This is a genomic window from Mycolicibacterium chubuense, assembly GCF_001044255.1.
In the GTDB taxonomy this organism is placed as follows: domain Bacteria; phylum Actinomycetota; class Actinomycetes; order Mycobacteriales; family Mycobacteriaceae; genus Mycobacterium; species Mycobacterium chubuense.
Genome location: NZ_JYNX01000060.1, coordinates 115,757 through 133,337 on the forward strand (window position 1 = coordinate 115,757; position 17,581 = coordinate 133,337).

At 70.0% G+C, this 17,581-nt stretch carries 17 protein-coding genes and 3 pseudogenes; 9 read left to right on the plus strand and 11 right to left on the minus strand.

The window, feature by feature from the left end:
- Positions 1 to 41: 41 nt before the first annotated feature.
- The 7 genes and pseudogenes from MCHUDSM44219_RS21320 to MCHUDSM44219_RS31280 form a co-directional block, all read left to right on the plus strand.
- Positions 42 to 1,031: an NAD(P)-dependent alcohol dehydrogenase gene (locus MCHUDSM44219_RS21320; protein WP_236695555.1), complete on the plus strand. Its 990-nt coding sequence runs from the start codon at positions 42 to 44 to the stop codon at positions 1,029 to 1,031.
- The gene (locus MCHUDSM44219_RS21325; protein WP_048420237.1) at positions 1,028 to 2,578 is read left to right on the plus strand and encodes a sugar ABC transporter ATP-binding protein; all 1,551 of its coding nucleotides are present in this window, start codon (positions 1,028 to 1,030) and stop codon (positions 2,576 to 2,578) included. Before MCHUDSM44219_RS21320 ends, MCHUDSM44219_RS21325 begins: the two co-directional genes overlap by 4 nt.
- Positions 2,575 to 3,615, plus strand: coding sequence for an ABC transporter permease (locus tag MCHUDSM44219_RS21330; protein WP_048420238.1), 1,041 nt, complete (start codon positions 2,575 to 2,577; stop codon positions 3,613 to 3,615). The genes MCHUDSM44219_RS21325 and MCHUDSM44219_RS21330 overlap by 4 nt, the downstream gene beginning before the upstream one ends.
- A 64-nt stretch (positions 3,616 to 3,679) precedes the next feature.
- Positions 3,680 to 4,729 (plus strand): substrate-binding domain-containing protein, encoded by a 1,050-nt coding sequence (locus MCHUDSM44219_RS21335; RefSeq protein ID WP_048420239.1) that lies wholly within the window; start codon positions 3,680 to 3,682, stop codon positions 4,727 to 4,729.
- Between the two features lie 303 nt (positions 4,730 to 5,032).
- A pseudogene (locus MCHUDSM44219_RS31270) lies at positions 5,033 to 5,865 on the plus strand (DUF222 domain-containing protein); the annotation flags it as partial.
- A 1-nt stretch (position 5,866) separates the two neighbouring features.
- Positions 5,867 to 6,132 (plus strand): annotated as a pseudogene (locus MCHUDSM44219_RS31765) (HNH endonuclease signature motif containing protein); the annotation flags it as partial.
- A 1-nt stretch (position 6,133) separates the two neighbouring features.
- Positions 6,134 to 6,433, plus strand: a pseudogene (locus MCHUDSM44219_RS31280) (HNH endonuclease signature motif containing protein); the annotation flags it as partial.
- A 102-nt stretch (positions 6,434 to 6,535) separates the two neighbouring features.
- Here MCHUDSM44219_RS31280 and MCHUDSM44219_RS21345 read toward each other — a convergent pair.
- The 8 genes from MCHUDSM44219_RS21345 to MCHUDSM44219_RS21380 all read right to left on the minus strand — a co-directional run bounded on the left by MCHUDSM44219_RS21345 (position 6,536) and on the right by MCHUDSM44219_RS21380 (position 14,271).
- A complete protein-coding gene (locus MCHUDSM44219_RS21345) occupies positions 6,536 to 7,186 on the minus strand; it encodes a class II aldolase/adducin family protein (RefSeq protein ID WP_048420240.1) in 651 nt (216 codons plus the stop codon).
- Complete coding sequence (locus MCHUDSM44219_RS21350) at positions 7,183 to 8,220, minus strand: zinc-dependent alcohol dehydrogenase (protein ID WP_082162313.1); 1,038 nt, start codon at positions 8,218 to 8,220, stop codon at positions 7,183 to 7,185. Before MCHUDSM44219_RS21350 ends, MCHUDSM44219_RS21345 begins: the two co-directional genes overlap by 4 nt.
- A complete protein-coding gene (locus tag MCHUDSM44219_RS21355) occupies positions 8,217 to 9,737 on the minus strand; it encodes a xylulokinase (RefSeq protein WP_048420242.1) in 1,521 nt (506 codons plus the stop codon). Before MCHUDSM44219_RS21355 ends, MCHUDSM44219_RS21350 begins: the two co-directional genes overlap by 4 nt.
- Positions 9,734 to 10,570 carry a DeoR/GlpR family DNA-binding transcription regulator gene (locus MCHUDSM44219_RS21360; protein WP_048420243.1) on the minus strand — a complete coding sequence of 279 codons (837 nt, stop codon included), beginning with the start codon at positions 10,568 to 10,570 and terminating at the stop codon, positions 9,734 to 9,736. The genes MCHUDSM44219_RS21355 and MCHUDSM44219_RS21360 overlap by 4 nt, the downstream gene beginning before the upstream one ends.
- 92 nt (positions 10,571 to 10,662) lie before the next feature.
- A complete protein-coding gene (locus tag MCHUDSM44219_RS21365) occupies positions 10,663 to 11,133 on the minus strand; it encodes a hypothetical protein (RefSeq protein WP_236695538.1) in 471 nt (156 codons plus the stop codon).
- Between the two features lie 57 nt (positions 11,134 to 11,190).
- The gene (locus MCHUDSM44219_RS21370; protein WP_048420245.1) at positions 11,191 to 11,907 is read right to left on the minus strand and encodes an NUDIX hydrolase; all 717 of its coding nucleotides are present in this window, start codon (positions 11,905 to 11,907) and stop codon (positions 11,191 to 11,193) included.
- Between the two features lie 3 nt (positions 11,908 to 11,910).
- Positions 11,911 to 13,146, minus strand: coding sequence for a KasA/KasB family beta-ketoacyl-ACP synthase (locus tag MCHUDSM44219_RS21375; protein WP_048420246.1), 1,236 nt, complete (start codon positions 13,144 to 13,146; stop codon positions 11,911 to 11,913).
- Positions 13,147 to 13,293: 147 nt separating this feature from the next.
- Positions 13,294 to 14,271 carry a hypothetical protein gene (locus MCHUDSM44219_RS21380; protein ID WP_048420247.1) on the minus strand — a complete coding sequence of 326 codons (978 nt, stop codon included), beginning with the start codon at positions 14,269 to 14,271 and terminating at the stop codon, positions 13,294 to 13,296.
- Positions 14,272 to 14,482: 211 nt separating this feature from the next.
- Here MCHUDSM44219_RS21380 and MCHUDSM44219_RS21385 point away from each other — a divergent pair, with 211 nt between their 5' ends.
- Positions 14,483 to 15,493: an iron-containing redox enzyme family protein gene (locus MCHUDSM44219_RS21385; protein ID WP_048420467.1), complete on the plus strand. Its 1,011-nt coding sequence runs from the start codon at positions 14,483 to 14,485 to the stop codon at positions 15,491 to 15,493.
- Here the strand turns inward: MCHUDSM44219_RS21385 and MCHUDSM44219_RS21390 are convergent.
- Complete coding sequence (locus MCHUDSM44219_RS21390; protein ID WP_048420248.1) at positions 15,470 to 15,706, minus strand: CDGSH iron-sulfur domain-containing protein; 237 nt, start codon at positions 15,704 to 15,706, stop codon at positions 15,470 to 15,472. The genes MCHUDSM44219_RS21385 and MCHUDSM44219_RS21390 overlap by 24 nt on opposite strands.
- Positions 15,703 to 16,392 carry a HemK2/MTQ2 family protein methyltransferase gene (locus MCHUDSM44219_RS21395; protein ID WP_048420249.1) on the minus strand — a complete coding sequence of 230 codons (690 nt, stop codon included), beginning with the start codon at positions 16,390 to 16,392 and terminating at the stop codon, positions 15,703 to 15,705. The genes MCHUDSM44219_RS21390 and MCHUDSM44219_RS21395 overlap by 4 nt, the downstream gene beginning before the upstream one ends.
- A 149-nt stretch (positions 16,393 to 16,541) precedes the next feature.
- Here MCHUDSM44219_RS21395 and MCHUDSM44219_RS21400 point away from each other — a divergent pair, with 149 nt between their 5' ends.
- A complete protein-coding gene (locus tag MCHUDSM44219_RS21400) occupies positions 16,542 to 16,796 on the plus strand; it encodes a metallothionein (protein ID WP_043413823.1) in 255 nt (84 codons plus the stop codon).
- A gap of 3 nt (positions 16,797 to 16,799) precedes the next feature.
- Here the strand turns inward: MCHUDSM44219_RS21400 and MCHUDSM44219_RS21405 are convergent, their stop codons facing one another.
- The gene (locus tag MCHUDSM44219_RS21405) at positions 16,800 to 17,504 is read right to left on the minus strand and encodes a cutinase family protein (protein ID WP_048420250.1); all 705 of its coding nucleotides are present in this window, start codon (positions 17,502 to 17,504) and stop codon (positions 16,800 to 16,802) included.
- Positions 17,505 to 17,581: the final 77 nt, after the last annotated feature.

The following is a 17,581-nucleotide window of genomic DNA, read 5'->3' on the forward strand; positions in this document are numbered from 1 at the left end:
CCACCGTCGAACCGACCCCGGCCACCATGCGGGCCAGCGTCATGACAGGGGTGGGCGCCCTGCAGATCGAGGACAGACCGGTGCCGGAGCCCGGTGCGCACCAGGTCCTCGTCGAAGTCGCCGCCGTCGGCGTCTGCGGCTCGGATGTGCACTACTACCGGCACGGACGCATCGGCGACTTCGTCGTCGAGCAGCCGATGATCCTGGGCCACGAGCTGTCGGGGCGCATCGCCGCCGTCGGCGCGGGCGTCGACCCGGCGCGGGTGGGCCAGCGGGTCGCGGTGGAACCGCAACACCCGTGCCGGCGCTGCGCGCAGTGCCGGGCCGGCCGCTACAACCTCTGCCCGCACATCGAGTTCTACGCGACGCCGCCGATCGACGGCGCGTTCTGCCGGTACGTGCTGACCGACGACGACATGGCGCACCCGGTGCCCGACTCGATGTCCGACGATGCGGCCGCGCTGCTCGAGCCGCTGTCGGTGGCGATCGCCACGATGCGCAAGGCGCACGTCGCGCCCGGGACATCGATCCTCATCGCCGGCGCGGGGCCGATCGGCGTAATCTGCGCGCAGACCGCCCGCGCATTCGGAGCGGCCCGCATCGTCGTCACCGACCTCGTCGCCTCCCGCCGCGAGAAGGCCCTGCAATTCGGCGCCACCGAGGTGCTCGACCCGACCACGGTCGACGTCGCGGCGATCGAGCCGGTCGACGCGTTCGTCGACGCCACCGGGGTGCCCGCGGCCGTGGTCAGCGGGATCAAGGCCGTCGGCCCCGCCGGACACGTCGTGCTGGTCGGCATGGGCGCCGACGAATACGCGCTGCCGGTCAGCCACATCGCCAACCAGGAGATCACGGTGACCGGCGTGTTCCGCTACACCGACACCTGGCCCGCGGCCATCCATCTGGTGTCCAGTGGCGCCGTCGATCTCGACGGCATGGTGACCGGTCGCTACGACCTGGAGCACGTCGGCGAGGCACTCGAGAGCGACTCGGACCCGGCCAGCCTGAAGTCGATCGTGGAGCCCCGATGACCGGCGGGCAGGCGCTGTTGCGGTGCAACGACATCCACAAGAGCTTCGGCGGCGTGCCGGTGCTCGAGGGCATCACCCTGGACCTACAGCCGGGCACCGTGACCGCGTTGGCGGGCGAGAACGGCGCGGGCAAGTCGACGCTGATGAAGATCATCAGCGGGCAGTACAGCGCCGACCACGGCACCGTCACGGTCGGCGAGACCGCGCTGGCGCCGGGCAACACTCGCGACGCGGTGCGCCACGGTGTCGCGATCGTGCCGCAGGAACTGGCGTCGATCGAGAACATGACGGTCTACGAAAACCTGTTCGTGGGACGGGAGATCACGGTCGGGCCGTTCCTGAACCGGCGCGCGATGATCGACCAGGCGCGCGACGCGCTCGCGGTGTTCGGTGTGAAGATCGACCCGACGGCGCGGATGGGCAGCCTGCCGGTCGGCTTGCGTCAGATCGTCGAGATCGTCAAGGCCGCCAGCACCGGCGCGCAGGTGGTGATGCTCGACGAGCCCACCTCCGCGATCTCCGAGCGTGAGGTCGAGGGGCTCTACAAGGTGGTGCGCCGGCTGCGCGAGCACGGCGTCGCGATGGTCTACACGACCCACAAGATGGCCGAGATCCGCGCCATCGCCGACCGGGTGGTGGTGCTGCGTGACGGCGGGCTGATCCTCGATGAACCGATCGCCGACGTCACGGACGACGACATCGTCACCGCGATGATCGGCCGGGAACTCGACGCGCTGTTCCCGGACCGCCCGAGCCCGGGCACGGAACCGGTGCTCGAGGTCCGTGACCTGCACGTCGACGGCGCCGCCGGACCGGTGTCGTTCACCGTCAACGCCGGCGAGATCGTCGGGTTGGCCGGCCTCGTCGGCGCCGGACGCACCGAGCTGCTCGAGGCCATCTTCGGCGCCCGCGGCAGCACCGCGGGCCAGATCACGGTGCGCGGCAAGGCCGTCAAGCGCAACCATCCCGCCGCGGCGATCACCGCGGGTATGGCGATGGTGCCCGAGGACCGCAAGCTCTCCGGGGTCGTGCTGTCGATGAGCGTGCTCGACAACGGCACCCTGCCGCGCCTGTCGTCGTTCTCGCTGGCCGGCTGGCTGCGCGGGAAAGCCCGCAACAAGGCGGTGTCCGACGTGATGTCCTCGGTGCGGCTCAAGACCCGCGGGCTGAGCCAGGAGGTCGGCACGCTGTCCGGCGGCAACCAGCAGAAAGTGGTGCTGGCGCGCTGGCTCACCGGGGACGTCAACGTGCTGCTGCTCGACGAACCGACCCGCGGCGTCGACGTCGGCGCCCGCAGCGAGATCTACCGAATCGTCACCGAATTCGCGGCGAACGGCATGGCGGTGCTGATGGCGTCGTCGGACATGCCCGAGATCGTCGGGCTGTCCCACCGCGCCTTCGTCATGCGCGGCGGCACCTTCGTCGGCGAACTCGACCGCGACGCCCTCGACCACCCCGAGGTCCAGGAATCGGTGTTCCGTCTGGCCACCGCCCTCGACACCAGGCCATCGACACCATCGACCACCACGCAGCAGGAGGCATCATGAGTACCGACGTCGACAGCAGCGCCCAGCCGCCCGGCCCGTCGGCTGCCCCGACCGTGACCTCGCCGATCACCGGCGAGCCCGTGAAACTGTTCTCCCGGCAATGGTTCTCGGGTGTGCTGCTGCGCTACTCGATGGTCATCGTGGTGCTGCTGGTGATCGCGTACTTCAGCTACCGCAGCGCGCGCTTCTCCACACCCGACAACCTGGTCACCATCCTGGTCGCGGCGGCGCCGTTCGCGCTCATCGCGCTCGGACAGACGCTGGTGATCCTCACCGGCGGCATCGACCTGTCGGTCGGCAGCGTCATCGCGGTGTCGGCGATGTCGGCCGCGGCGACCGCCAAGGCCAATCCCGGCCAGGTTTGGCTCACCGTGCTGGTGGCCATGCTGGTCGGCCTCGCGGTGGGCTGCGTGAACGGATTCCTGGTATCGCGCATCAACGTTCCACCGTTCATCGCGACATTGGGCACGCTGACGGCGGGGTCCGGTTTGGCCTACGTGATCGGCGGCGGCGCACCCATCAACGGCTTGCCCGCGGAATTCGGCTCGATCGCCAACACCAAGATCCTCGGTCTGCAAATCCCGGTGCTGCTGATGATCTTCGGCATCATCGCGCTGGCCATCATCATGAAGCGCACCACGTACGGCATGCGCGTCTATGCGGTCGGCGGCAACCGTAACGCCGCCGAGATCGCCGGCATCAACGCCAAGAACGTGTTGTTCAGCGTCTACGCGATCTCCGGTCTGCTCGCCGGGCTCTCCGGCGTCATGCTGGCCTCCCGCGTCATCTCGGGCCCGCCCAACCTGGGTCAGGGCTACGAGCTGGACGCCATCGCCGCCGTGGTGATCGGCGGCGCGAGTCTGATGGGCGGACGCGGCAGCATCTGGGGCACGGCGCTGGGCCTGTTCATGATCATGACGCTGAACAACGGCCTGGACATCCTCGTCGTGCCGGCGTACTGGCAGGACGTCATCAAGGGCGTGCTGATCGTCGCCGCGGTGGCGGTCGACGTGTGGTCTTCCAGGAGGCGCACCTGAAGCAAGCCGAGTCAACCATCGTCGCACCACTTTTCACTGTCGAAAACGAGAGAAGAGAGAACACATGAGATTGCTCACCAAGATCGCGGCGATGGCCTCGGCCGGTGTGGTCGGTGCCGCGCTGACCGCCTGCGGCGCCGGCGACACGACGGCCAACAGCGACACCAAGCGCATCGGTGTCTCGGTGTACGACATGAGCTCGTTCATCACCGCGGGCAAGGAGGGCATGGAGGCCTACGCCAAGGACAACAACATCGAATTGGTTTGGAACTCGGCCAATCTCGACGTGTCCACCCAGGCCGACCAGGTCGACTCGATGGTCAACCAGGGTGTCGACGCCATCATCGTCGTTCCCATCCAGGCCGATTCGCTCGGACCGCAGGTCGCGACCGCGAAGTCCAAGGGCATCCCGCTGGTCGCGGTCAACGCGGCGCTGAACAATCCCGACGTCGCGGCGAGCGTGCAGCCCGACGACGTGGCCGCCGGTGAGCAGGAGATGCAGATGATGGCCGACCGCCTCGGCGGCAAGGGCAACATCGTGATCCTGCAGGGTCCGCTGGGCCAGTCCGGTGAGCTGGACCGCACCAAGGGCATCAACAACGTGCTGGCGAAGTACCCGGACATCAAGGTGCTGGCCAAGGACACCGCCAACTGGAAGCGCGACGAGGCCGTCAACAAGATGAAGAACTGGATCTCCGGCTTCGGCCCGCAGATCAACGCCGTCGTCGCCGAGAACGACGACATGGGCCTCGGGGCGCTTCAGGCGCTCAAAGAGTCCGGCCGCACCGACGTGCCGATCGTGGGCATCGACGGCATCGAGGACGGCCTCAACGCGGTCAAGAGCGGCGAGTTCATCGGCACCTCACTGCAGAACGGCACCGTGGAGCTCTCGGCCGGCCTGGCCGTCGCCAACGCGCTGGCCAAGAAGGAAGAGGTGAACACCAAGCCGGTGTACGTGATGCCGGCCATCACCAAGGAGAACGTCGACGTCGCGATCGAGCACGTGGTGACCGACCGGCAGAAGTTCCTCGACGGGCTGTCCGATCTGACCACCCAGAACCTCAAGACCGGCGACATCGCCTACGAGGGGATCCCGGGCCAGAAGCAGCCCTGACACAACGGTATTCGCGAAGGCCGGCCGCATCCAGCGGCCGGCCTTCGTCGTATTTGTCGGCGTGAGCCCGGTTGACTATGCGCAAACCCAGGGTCACGACCTGCGCGGCAAAGCTCTTCCAAAAATGTCAGACCCCTTTGTCATGATGGTGGCATGTTCTCGCCGGCAACGTCTTTGGTCGCCTCCCGGCGCATCGACGAGCGGCTAGACGTGTTGTTCGACGAGCTCGCCGAGTTGACCGGTCAGCGCAACGCGATCGACGGCCGCATCGTGTCGATCGTCGCCGAGATCGACCGCGACGGNGACGTGTTGTTCGACGAGCTCGCCGAGTTGACCGGTCAGCGCAACGCGATCGACGGCCGCATCGTGTCGATCGTCGCCGAGATCGACCGCGACGGACTGTGGTCCGCCGCGGGCGCCCGCTCGGTGGAAAACCTGGTGGCCTGGAAGACCGGGGTGTCCCCGACCCGCGCCAAAGTCCTCGCCGCGGTGGCCCACCGGATCGAGGAGTTCCCCCGCTGCGTCGCCGGGCTGCAGGAAGGGCGGCTGTCGCTGGATCAGGTCGGCGTGATCGCCCAGCGCGCCGCCGACGGCTCCGACGCCCACTACGCCGAGCTGGCGGCCAGCGCGACGGTGGCGCAGCTGCGCACCGCGCTCAAGCTCGCCCCCAAGCCCACACCCGAGCCCGAGCCCGAAGAGGATCCCAAGTCCGACGAGGAGCCCGCGCCCGATCCCGGACCGCAGCCGTCTGTCACGAGTACCACCGACGAGCAGTACACCTACTGGCAGATCCGGCTCCCGCACGTCGAGGCCGCGACGTTCGAGGCGGCGCTGCAGTCCCACAAAGACGCGCTGATCGCGCAGTGGAAAGCGCTCGACCCCACGGCCACCCGCCCCCCGATGCCCACCACCGGCGACGCGTTCCTCCGGTTGATCCATGCCGGCTGGGACGCCGACGCCGCCGCCCGCCCGCACGGGCAGCGCACCACCCTGGTCGTGCACGTCGACGTGAAAGACAAGATCGCCGCGCTGCATCTGGGGCCGCTGCTGTCCGACGGCGACCGGCAGTACCTGAGCTGCGACGCCACCTGCGAGGTGTGGTTCCACCGCGACGGGCAGATCCTCGGCGCGGGCCGNTCCGACGGCGACCGGCAGTACCTGAGCTGCGACGCCACCTGCGAGGTGTGGTTCCACCGCGACGGGCAGATCCTCGGCGCGGGCCGCTCCACCCGGGTGATCAACCGACGGCTACGCCGCGCCCTGGAATACCGCGACCGCTGCTGCGCGGTCCCGGGCTGCAGCGCCACCGCGGGTCTGCACGCCCACCACCTCCGGCACTGGGAAGACGGCGGACCCACCGACCTGGACAACCTGGTGCTGCTGTGCCCCTATCACCACCGGGCNGGGCTGCGGCGCCACCGCGGGTCTGCACGCCCACCACCTCCGGCACTGGGAAGACGGCGGACCCACCGACCTGGACAACCTGGTGCTGCTGTGCCCGTACCACCACCGCGCCCATCACCGCGGCACCATCACGATCACCGGGCCCGCCGACCGGCTCGTCGTCACCGACCGCGCCGGCCGACCCCTGACCAACCGATCCCTGGCCCGCCCACCCACCACCGCACCACCGGAGGTCGCGCCCTGCCGCGGACCCACCGGCGAACGCGCCCACTGGTGGTGGTACGAACCGTTCGACCCCCANACCGCACCACCGGAGGTCGCGCCCTGCCGCGGACCCACCGGCGAACGCGCCCACTGGTGGTGGTACGAACCGTTCGACCCCCAGCGCCCACCCTCGACGAACTAGCTGTTTCCCGTCGGCTGCTGGCCGTACCCGGCGAGCAGGCTTGCCACGTCGGCGATCTCCTTGGCGTCCAGCACTCGCACCGGTGCCCCGCTGGCCATCGCCCGCAGCTGAACATCGCAGACGTACTCCAGGTAGGGCACCAGGTTCAGCACCTTCGGCAGCGCCGCGCCCGCGAGCACCGCACCGTGGTTGCCCATCAGCGCCGCCGCGCGATCGCGCAGAGCCGCGGTCACGTTGTCGGCAAGCTGCTGCGTACCGAAGGTGGCGTACGGCGCGACCCGGATCGCGCCACCGAAGAGCGCCGAATAGTAGTGCGACGCAGGCACTTCGTCGACGACGGTGGACAGCGCGGTGGACGCCGGGGCGTGCGTGTGCACGACGGCGGAGTGCTCCGACGACCCGTACACCGCCAGGTGCAGGGCCAGCTCGCTGGACGGCGCCAGCACCGCGTCGATGGCGTTGCCGTCCAGGTCGTGGATCCCGACGTCGCGCGGCGACATCGCCTCGTAGTCGACCCCGCTGGGCGAGATGACCACCAGATCGTCCACCCGGATCGACACATTGCCGGCCGTGCCGACGACAAGCCCTGAGCGGCTGAGGAATTGGCAGGCCTCGACGACCTGCTGCCGTTGCGCTTCCAGTCTCATGGCTCGAGGATGTACTTCGATCCGCGGCCGGCGGCCATGTCCTCCAGGCTCGGCACGAGCTCCTCGAGCGGCCTGCGCTCGGTCACCAGCATCGAGCCGTCGACCTTCCTGCTGGCCAGCAACTCGACCGCGGTGCGGACGTAGTTGGGGGTGTGGTGGAAGACGCCCTTGAGCGTGTACTCCTCGTAGTGCATCGCGCTCGAATCGACCGAGAACGGGGCGCCTTTCGGCGTCCCGCCGAACAGCACCGCCGTCGCGCCCGGGCGCAGGGTGCGGACCGTCTGCTCCCACACCTGCGGCAGGCCCACCGCCTCGATGCCGACGTCGGCGCCACGACCGTGCGGGGTGCGCTGTTTGATCAGCTCCACCCGGTTTTCGAAATCCGTGACCTCGGACAGGTCGACGGTGTCCACTGCGCCGGCCCGGACCGCCTGCTGCAGCCGCCACGGCGACTGGTCGACGGAGATGACATTGGCGCCGCGCAGCGTGGCCAGCCGGATGAACATCAGGCCGATGGGCCCCGCGCCGTGCACCACGACCGTGTCGCCCAGCTCGATGCCCGTCTCGGCCATGCCGTGCACCACCGTGGCCAGTGGCTCGAGTGGCGCGGCGTCGGCGAAGTCGAGATCGTCGGGCAGCGTGTAAGTGTTGCGCGCGACGATCGCGGCGGGGATCACCACCTCCTCGGCGAACGCGCCGTTGAGGAATTCCAGGTTCTCGCACAGGCTTTCGCGATGCCGGATGCACGCCCAGCAGTGCCCGCACGGCACGGTGTTGGCAGCAGTGACGCGGTCACCGACGACGAACCCGTCCACACCGTCACCGACGGCGGTGACCACGCCCGCGAACTCGTGACCGAACCGCGAGGGCAGCGTCGGGAAGAGCTTGGGGTGACCGCGCCGGTAGGACTTCAGGTCGGTTCCACACGTCGCGGCGGCCCGGACCTCGACCAGCAGCTCGCCCGGGGCCGGTTCGGTCGACCCGATGTCCTCCAGCCGTAGTTCACCGGGGCCGTAGAACATGGCGGCTCTCACTGTGGTTCTCCTCGTTGTAGTTCGTGCAGGGTGTGCAGCAGGTCGCGGGTCTGGGAGTAGACCCGCTCGTACACCGGGCGCAGCTGCCGGTAGGCGGCTGCGGCGTCGGGACGGGGAGCGACGACGGCGTCGGTGGTGCTCACCGCAGCGGCCGCGGCGGGCAACGTGTCGTAGACGCCGAGCGCCGTCAGTGCGATGGCGGCCGCGCCGAGCGCGCTCACCTCGGCCGCTGCGCACACCTGGATCGGCCGGTCGAAGACGTCGGCGAGGATCTGCGTCCACAGCGGACTGCGCGCGCCGCCGCCGGTCGCGCGGAGCACCTCGACGCGTTCCCCGCGTGCGGCTTCGAGGCCGTCGAGTTGCAGCCGCAGCTCCAGCGCGATGCCCTCGAGCAGGGACCGGTAGAAGTGTGCCCGGGTGTGACATCCCTGCCAGCCCAACGTCACTCCGGAGGCCCGCCCGTCCCAGTGCGGGGTCTGGGCGCCGTTCCAGTAGGGCAACGTCACGAGCCGCTCGCTGCCCACCGGCAGCGCCGCCGCCTCACGCTCGAGCTCCGGGTCGGGCGCGCCGGCCAGCCCGGGGTCGCCGAACTGCTGCCGGAACCACGTCGACAGGTAGGTGCCCGACGAACTGAACGTCTCCACGGTGGACTGGCCCGGCATCGCCGAGATCATCGACCGGTACGCGCGTGCCGGAACGTAGGACATGGTCTCGCTGCCGATCACCACGGCGGTCCCCAGCACCAGGTACGCCGCGCCGGGATCGGTCACCGCCAGTCCGATGCCCCCGGCCTGACCGTCACCGGTGCCCGCGATCACGACGACGTCGCGACGCAGCCCCCACGCGTCGGCGATGTCGGCGCGCAACGGCCCGAGCGACGTTCCGCTGGGCACGAGGCCGGGCAGCTGGTCACGGCGCAGCCCGGCGAGTTCGAGCAGTTCGCTGCTGTAATCACCGGTGGCCTGGTCGATCACGGCCAGGGGGTCGACCGACGCGGTGCTCGACACCCACCGACCGGTCATCGTGTGCACCAGGTGGGAGTGCACGTCGGCGACGCGGTGACAACGGGCCATCGTGTCGGGCTCGTGATCGCGCAGCCACAGCAGCTTGTAGAGCCCCGGGGTGATGTCGGCGGGCTTGCCCGACAACAGTTCCACGCGTTCGGTGCCGTAGGACCGGGCTTCTTCCGCGGCGCGGCCGTCCATCCAGAGGATCGCCGGCCGGATCGGCGTGCCGTGCTCGTCGAGGCAGACGAAGCTCTCCCGCTGATGGGTGACACAGACCGCGGCGACGGCGCCGGGGTCGGGAATCGCCCTGAGCGCAGCCATGATTGCTTCGCTGGTGGCCGTCCACCACTGGTCGGCGTCCTGCTCGAACCAGTGAGGGGCCGGGCTGTGGGTCGCCAGGGCTTCAGATCCGGTACCCACGACCCGGCCGCCGGCGTCGACGATGATCGCCTTGGCCGCGGTGGTCGAGCAGTCGACCGCGATCACGAGCGGGGAGACCGGCGCGGTCATGACCGGCCCACCTCCGCCAAAGGTGTTGTCTGCGAGGGTATTTCAGCGACGACCACGTTGGCGCCACCGTCCTCGAGGCGCTGCAGCTCCTCGGGGTCGATGCCCGCATCGACGACGACGGCGTCGAAGACCACCAGGTCGCAGATCCGGTGGATGGCCCGGCGCGCGACCTTGGTGTGGTCGATCAGCAGCACGCACAACTCGGCGCTCTCCATGAACGCACGCTTGAGTTCGGCCGCCGCGCTGGAAGGGTGGAAGCACATGCCGCGCGACACCGCGGGCACCGACATGAACAGGACGTCGTAGTGCATGTCGCGCAGCGCCCGGGTGGCCTGGGGCCCGAGGAACGAGGAGTATTCGGGCACGAAGTCGCCGCCGATGGCGTTGAGCCGCACCCGCGGATCCGTCGACAGCTCGTTGATCGCGGGCAGGAAGTTGGTGACCACGGTCAGGGGCAGCTCGGCCAGCAGCATCGGCACCACATGTAGTGCGGTGGTGCTGTCGTCGAGGGCCACCGCGGCCATGTCGACCCGGTCGGCGGCCCACGTGAAACCGGTCTGGGCCACCGCCTGCTTCTCGGCGAGGTTGAGCGCCCTGCGCAGATCGATGTTGCGTTCGAACGCCTCGCTGGGCGGGGCCTCGGCGCCCGACCGGACCTTGCGCAGCATGCCCTTCTCGTGCAGATGGTCGAGGTCGCGGTGGATGGTCATGGTGCTGACGCCGAACTGGTCGGCGAGTTCATCGATGCGGGCCGCGCCCTTCGCCTTCACGAACTCGGCGATCAGGGCGCGCCGGGAGGCGTTGCCCGAAGCTCGAAGCGGCGGCGTGGTCACGACCGACCTCCTCACCAGCTGTCAACATCTCACCGAACATCACAAAAGTAACAGTATTGTTGTGATATTTGCAACGAGCTCAGCGCGGCCTCTCAGGCCGGAAGCTGGTAGTCCATCGGCGCACCGGCAGGCCCGGCCGCTGCGGGATCCGCGATCGCGGTCGCCACCGGCACACCGTCCCGGACGACGCCCACCACGACGACGTTCTGCGTCGGCGCAAACGATGTCGGCCCGAACGGCGTCGACGTGCCGGGCTGCGTGATCGCCGCCGTGTCGGGCGTGATCCGGAAGGTGGTCACCCGACCGTCGGCGGCCGTGGTGGTCAACGAGTGCGCCGAGACGGCCGTGACCTGTCCGGCGCGCTGGATGTCCTGCACCGGCGGCGCCGCAGCCGCGGGCGGTGTCTGCACGGTCGCCGTGCGGGGGCCGTCGTCGTCGATCAGGGCCAGCAACCATCCGGCGGCGCCGGCCGCCGCGATCATCGACGCCATTCCCCATCGCGGGGCGGCGGGGACCGGCCTGCGTACGAGCCGGTGTCTGCCGGCGAGCTGGGTCGTAGTCATCGAAGAACCGACTACCCGGCCGGGTGGTGCAGGAAACTCAGGGGCGCGCCCGAATCGTCATTTCCAGGCGAAGACCGGCTGCTCCAGCTCGTCGACCGCGTCCGGCCGCCCCTCGAGTCCCAGCCACCGCAACTGCAGCAGCACCGCCCCGGTCGGGGCGTGGATCAGGTCGTTGCCCAACGGGATCTGCACGACGGGGCGGGGGCTCTCGGGGATCGTGACGAACCGAGGCGAGTCGGCGCGCAGCAGCTGGTGCAGGCCGACGCGGTAGACCGCGACCACCTCGTCGGGCGCCGGGTGCAGATCGAGGCGTCCGCCGCCCCACACCACCACGGGCGTGATGACGTAGCCCGATCGCGTCGGATAGTCGTCGAGCAGTCCCAGCACGGCGGAGTCGGGCAGGGTCACGCCCACCTCCTCGTCGAGTTCCCGCAGCGCCGCCTCGACGGCCGTCTCGCCCGGGTCGAGCCGCCCGCCCGGCAGCGCCCACTGGGCGGCATGGGTCGAGAGCCGGGAAGCCCTGCGGCACAACAGAAATGCCGCGCCGCCGGACACGTCGACCATCCGCCCGTCGAGATCCCCGGGCATCGGTCGGCCGGCGATCCAGTCCTCCACGGGCGCCGGGTCCACCCGGTCCTCACCGACCAGCGAGTCGACCAGCACCACGGCGACCGCGGCGCGGCGCTTCTCCGGATCCTCGACGGTGCGCCGGACATGCCCTGCCAGATGGGTGTGGATCCGGCCCCGAAGCGCCTCGTCGTAGGGAACGGTCACCCGTCAGGGTTTCCCGAACACCAGGGACACGTTGTGCCCCCCGAAGCCCAGCGTGTTCGACACCGCGTGACGGTAGTCGCCGGAGCGCTTCGCGCCCGCGACGACGTCGAGATCGATGTCGGGATCGGGGGTCTCGTAGTTCAGGGTCGGCGGCACCACGCCGTCGCGCAGCGTCTGCACCGTCACGACGGCGCCCACCGCACCCGACGCGCCCATCGAATGTCCGAGGGCGGCCTTGGGCGCCGTCACCGCGGGGCGGTGGCCGCCGAGCGCGGTGTGGAGGGCGCGCGCCTCGGCGAGGTCTCCGGCCCGGGTGCCCGCCGCGTGAGCGGTCACCACGTCGACGTCACCGGCCTGCAGCCCCGCCAGGCGCAGCGCGCGCGACAGCGCCGCCGCGGCCTCCTCGCCGGTGGGATCGGGATCGATCAGATCGAAGGTGTCGGCGGTGGTGCCGACCCCCAGCAGCCGGCCCAGAATCGTCGCGCCCCGCGCGGTCGCGTGCTCCTCGGTCTCGAGCAGCAGCAGCGCGCCCGCCTCCCCGAACACCATGCCGTCGCGGTTCTTGTCGAACGGCCGGCAGGCTCCGGCCGGATCATCGTTGTGGTGAGACAACAAGCCCTGGTTGTCGAACGCCACGATGGGCAGCGGCTCGATCTTCGACTCCACCCCACCGCAGATCGCGACGTCCGCCTCACCGAGGGTGATCAGGCGCCAGGCCTCGGCGATCGCCGATGCACCGGAGGCATCGCCACTCGTCGGCGCGATCACCCCGGCCTTGGCCTGCCGGTCCAGACCGACGGCAGCGGCCGGGGCGTTCGGCATGTGCATCTGCACCGCCAGCGGAGAGATCGCCCGCAGGCCGCGCGACTTGAACTCCTCGTAGCCGGTCCACAGGTCGAGCGTGCTGCCGTAGGCGTGGCTGACCGACACCAGGAGGCGACGCGCATCCACCTCAGGGGTGCCCGCGGCAGCCCAGAGCCGCCGGTTGAGCAGCAACGCCATCTTCTGCATGTAGGACAGCCGGCGGATCTCCACCCGGTTCAGCTGCGAATCGAAGTCCTCGAGAATCCGTCCGCCGATGGTGACGGGCAGCTCGAACCCCGCACCGCGCTCCTCGATCGATGTGATTCCACTGGCGCCGTCAAGTAGCGCCTCCCACGTCTGCTCGGCGTCCGCGGCCAGTGCCGTCGTGGCGGCGACCGCGGTCACGACGACAGCGGGCAGATCACCCCTGGTCATTGCGTCCGATCCCCCTTCCCCGTCGACACGTCATGAGAAATTCTCTAACGAGCCGATGAGGTGCCGTCAAGGTGACCCCGTCGGCTCACCGTGAGACACCGCCGGCGCAGACCCTCGAAAGGGTCCACGCCGGCGGGTCGAGGTGTGTCAGCTGATGCCGACGACCTCCTGGGCAATGGCGGCCAGCCGGGTCTGCGCGGCAGACACCACGCGCTGGCGGTTCTTGTGCGCCTCCTCATAGGCAACGATCACGCGGATGTCCGAGGCCTCGGCGAGATCCTTCACCGCGGCGATGGCGTCGGTCTGGTTCAGCTCGTCGTAGTCGGCGATCGGCAGCTCGCCGCTGTCGAGAACCCCCGCGGCACCACGGGCGGCGTGGATCACGTCGGCGGCGTCCCCGGCGCCCTGCTCGCGGGTGATGCGCTCAGCGGCCTCCAGCGCGGAGTTGCGGGCACCGGCCAGCGCCTTCGCCGCGATCTCACTGCTGCGAGCGCCGCGGTCGACGAGATCACCGAACGCCGGACGGACGGACCGCACCGCCTCGGCGGCACGCTCGGCCCGACGCACCGACCACGTGAACGGCAGGTTCAGCAGCTTGACGGTCAGCCCGGCCACCGCCTGCACCGGCGTACGGCGCAGCGCTGCCGGCCCACCGAGGGCGTCCTCGGCCAACACGGTCGTCAGCCAGTTCACGGTGGCCGAATGCGCGGTGATGAGGCGGTCGGCGAGTTCCTCGACGTCCTTGTGCTTGGCAGCGACGGCCAGCGCCTTGATGTAACGCGAGCGGTCCAGCAGCTGGTCTTCCAGCGCCAGGTCGCCCAGCAGCGCCTCGTCGAACGGCGCGGCCTGCTCGGTGAGTGCCTTGACCGCTGCGGCGGCGCGACCCAGGAACGGGCCGATCACGTCCGGGAAGCCGCCGAGGTCGCGGATCGCGGTCTCGATGGCCTCGGCCCGGGTGCGCCCGTTCTCGGCGTTCTGGGTGAGCTCGCGGCGGACCGCGTCGGTGCGTGCCTGCGCGATACGCGTCTCGGCGACCTGGATCTCGGTGTTGGTCAGGTCGAGGACGGTCCGCAGCTGGGCGATAAGCGTGGCGGTGGTGCTCTGGGTGGTAGCCGTGGTGGCCATAGTGTTTCCTCACTCCTCAGGGAGTCGTTGGTCTCTCGTGCGGCACATACGTGCGCCTGACTGTGGGGTACCCGTCGAAGCGGAAACGATGGCCCTGCGCGGGAACTGTGAGAAAGACGGCATCAGGTGTGATCAAGCCCCCTCTGTGGGTAAGGGGTCGACCTCGGCCCGCCGGTTTGGCGCCATGTCCGGCGGGTATCTCGCAGCCGTGATGCCCACGATGGTCGAACCCGTGCTGCCCGAACCCCGAGGTCCGATCTCGCTGTCGGTGGTGGAGCTGCTGGCCGAGCGGGCGCCGCTGCGTTACCTGACCCGGGTGGAGACGTCGCTCGCCGACGCCGATCCCACCGGGCTCGATCTTCAGCTGGCCTTGTATCTCTGCTACGAGCTGCACTACCGCGGGTTCGCCGGCGTGGACGCCGGATGGGAATGGAACCCCGGCCTGCTGTATCTGCGGGGGCGCCTGGAGGATCTGTTCCTCGAAGACATTCGCCGCGCGGTCGGCGAGATCGATCCGGAGACCACCGCGCTGTCGGAACTCGACGCCCTGTGCGTCGAACCGGTGGGCGGCAACGGTCCGTCCTACCACCTGAGGGACGAGGGGACGTGGCAGCAGATGCGCGAGTACTTCGCGCACCGGTCGCTCTACCACCTCAAGGAGGGCGACCCGCACGCGTGGGCCATCCCCCGGTTGACGGGGCAGGCCAAGGCCTCGTTCGTCGCCGTCGAGTTCGACGAGTTCGGGGCGGGCAAAGGTGCCCGGCTGCACCAGCAGTTGTTCGCCGACCTGATGGCCGCGGCGGGGCTGGACACCACCTACCTCGGATACCTGTCCGAGGTGCCGGCCGAGTCGCTGGCCGTGGTCAACCTGATGTCGATGTTCGGATTGCACCGCCGCCTGCGCGGCGCCGCCGTCGGTCACTTCGCCGCGACCGAGGTGACCTCCCCGCCCGGATCCAAGCGGATGGTGCAGGCGTTGGAGCGGCTCGGTGCGCCCGAGGAGTGCGCGGCGTTCTACCGCGAACACGTCGAGGCGGACGCCGTCCACGAGCAGGTCGTGCGCACCGACGTCGTGGGTGATCTCGTCGCGCGGGAACCGGATCTGGACGCCGATGTCGTGTTCGGCATCCGGGCGTTCGACGTGGTCGAGGAACGGCTCGCCGATCACCTCATGGCCAGTTGGAGCGCCGGGCGCAGCTCACTGCGACGCGCTCTCGACTGACCCCTGGTCCGACCCGGACGCGGGCCGCTCCCGGCGCCGGTGACTGGTGTCGCACAGCGGATAGGTCTTGGATCGCCGGCAGGCGCAGATCGCGACCATGAAGCGGTCGGACTCCACCACGCTGCCGTCCGGGAGTTCCACGCGCACAGGCCCTTCCACCATCACCGGGCCGCCGGGGACGACGCGGACGACGCGCGGGGGCTGGTCGGTCACGGGGCGTCCGCGCGGACCACGACGATGCGCTCGAGCTCGCAGCCCCGCTCCAACAGCCCGGCCCGGGTCAGCCACTCCGCGCGGGCCGTCATCACCGGTCCGAACGGGATCAGTTGCTGGGCAACGACTTCGGCACGCATCCCCTGGGCAAGCAGCGCCGTCAGCGTGCGGTCGACGTCCGAGCACTCCGAGTGCACCACGAGCATGGTGCCGCCCTCGTCGAGCAGGAGTGGCGCCGCGGCGCACATCGGGTCCAGGATCATCCGCCCGTCGGCGCCGGCGTTCCACGCCTGCGACGGACCCGCGCCACGGGGAATCGAATCCGTGTCGTCGACGGGCGCCTGCGGAACATACGGCGGGTTCGCCACCACGACGTCGAACGGCGCGAATTCGATTGCGCGTGCCCATGATCCGCGATGAACGGCGACCTCGACACCGGCGGCCGAGGCGTTGCGACGCGCATGCGCCACGGCCCGGGGGCAGATGTCGAAGGCGGCGACCTCCGCCGCGCCCGCCTGTGCCGCGGCCACCGCGACCACCCCGCTGCCGGTACACAGGTCGGCCACCCGTGCCCCGGGGGCCAGTCCGGCAGCCACCAGCACGTCGATGAGCAGGTGCGAATCCTCCTGCGGCGGATAGACCCCCGCTGCGGCGGTGGTGTCGACATCGGTGTATGCGCTGGTCACATGTGCTCCTCGGCAGACATCGCGGCGCCGGGTCGGCGCTGCTCCTCCTTCATGCCCTCTCCATCGCGGACCAAACCACCGGGTTTGTGACCACACGCTGCGGGAATCCGGTGCCGGACCCGCACGACACCCGATCCGAGAGGACCCTGATGACCATTTGCGCCACCTGCGGAAACGACTACGACAAGGCGTTCACGGTGACCTGGCCGGACGGCCGGTCGGCGACCTTCGACAGCATCGAGTGCGCCACAGTGCAACTGGCGCCCGAGTGCGGGCACTGCGGATGCCGCATCCTCGGTCACGGCATCGAGACCGACGAGGGCATGTTCTGCTGCGCGCACTGCGCGCGCAAGGACACCAACGCCGACGTCAACGACCGCTACCCGGTGCCCGCCGGGGCGTGACCCCTAGAGGCGGCCGACGGCGTACGTCGCTCCCTCGGTGACCATTCCGTTCACCGGGTACAGGGCGTGCGCCACGGTCGGGCCGCCGTCGGGGGCGCCCGAGCAGATCGTGTCGCCCTGCGCGCACAGCTGCAGTGTCTTGTCGGCGTAGGCCGGTCCGATGGTGATCGTGGGTGCGCCGTACCTGCCGAGGAACTCACCGGACGGCGTGCCGAACAGCACCACCGCGGCGACGTGGTCGGCCACCTCTGGCGGCATCGGCCGCGGCGCGATGGCGGCCGGGACCGCGCTGGGCACCACGTCGGAGGTGGTGAACCCGGTGACCACGGCGCCCTGGGAGTAGCCGCCCAGCACCATGCGGGTGTTCGGGCAGTTGGCAGCCATGGCCTGCACGTGGTCGGCCTCGTCGCGGACACCGTCGATGACGGTGCGGGCGATGTCCTCACGCTGATCGAAGTTGTTGGCGGCGGCGTAGTTCACGGCGTACACGCCGACCGAGCGGGGGCCGGCCTGAGCACGCACCGCGTCGATGAAGGCCTGTCCGACGCCGCCGACACCCGGCTGCTCGCTGGTGCCGCGGGCGAACACCACCTCGACGTCCGGGCATCCCTGCGCACTCGCCATGGGTGCGACGGCACCGCCGGCCACGAGGCCTCCTGCTCCGGCGATCACTGCTGCGGCGGCGCGTGCCCACTGCCCACGTTTCATGTTGGACTTCCTCTCTCGACCGGCGTGCGGTCCGCGACGCCCGTCGAGCAAGTACCCCGCGGTTTGCTGGCCAAACG

Coding starts and splice junctions, on each gene's coding strand:
- MCHUDSM44219_RS21320 (WP_236695555.1), top strand. CDS start 42: ATGACAGGGGTGGGCGCCCTGCAGATCGAGGACAGACCGGTGCCGGAG.
- MCHUDSM44219_RS21325 (WP_048420237.1), top strand. CDS start 1,028: ATGACCGGCGGGCAGGCGCTGTTGCGGTGCAACGACATCCACAAGAGC.
- MCHUDSM44219_RS21330 (WP_048420238.1), top strand. CDS start 2,575: ATGAGTACCGACGTCGACAGCAGCGCCCAGCCGCCCGGCCCGTCGGCT.
- MCHUDSM44219_RS21335 (WP_048420239.1), top strand. CDS start 3,680: ATGAGATTGCTCACCAAGATCGCGGCGATGGCCTCGGCCGGTGTGGTC.
- MCHUDSM44219_RS21345 (WP_048420240.1), bottom strand. CDS start 7,186: ATGAGACTGGAAGCGCAACGGCAGCAGGTCGTCGAGGCCTGCCAATTC.
- MCHUDSM44219_RS21355 (WP_048420242.1), bottom strand. CDS start 9,737: ATGACCGCGCCGGTCTCCCCGCTCGTGATCGCGGTCGACTGCTCGACC.
- MCHUDSM44219_RS21365 (WP_236695538.1), bottom strand. CDS start 11,133: ATGACTACGACCCAGCTCGCCGGCAGACACCGGCTCGTACGCAGGCCG.
- MCHUDSM44219_RS21375 (WP_048420246.1), bottom strand. CDS start 13,146: ATGACCAGGGGTGATCTGCCCGCTGTCGTCGTGACCGCGGTCGCCGCC.
- MCHUDSM44219_RS21380 (WP_048420247.1), bottom strand. CDS start 14,271: ATGGCCACCACGGCTACCACCCAGAGCACCACCGCCACGCTTATCGCC.
- MCHUDSM44219_RS21385 (WP_048420467.1), top strand. CDS start 14,483: ATGCCCACGATGGTCGAACCCGTGCTGCCCGAACCCCGAGGTCCGATC.
- MCHUDSM44219_RS21400 (WP_043413823.1), top strand. CDS start 16,542: ATGACCATTTGCGCCACCTGCGGAAACGACTACGACAAGGCGTTCACG.
- MCHUDSM44219_RS21405 (WP_048420250.1), bottom strand. CDS start 17,504: ATGAAACGTGGGCAGTGGGCACGCGCCGCCGCAGCAGTGATCGCCGGA.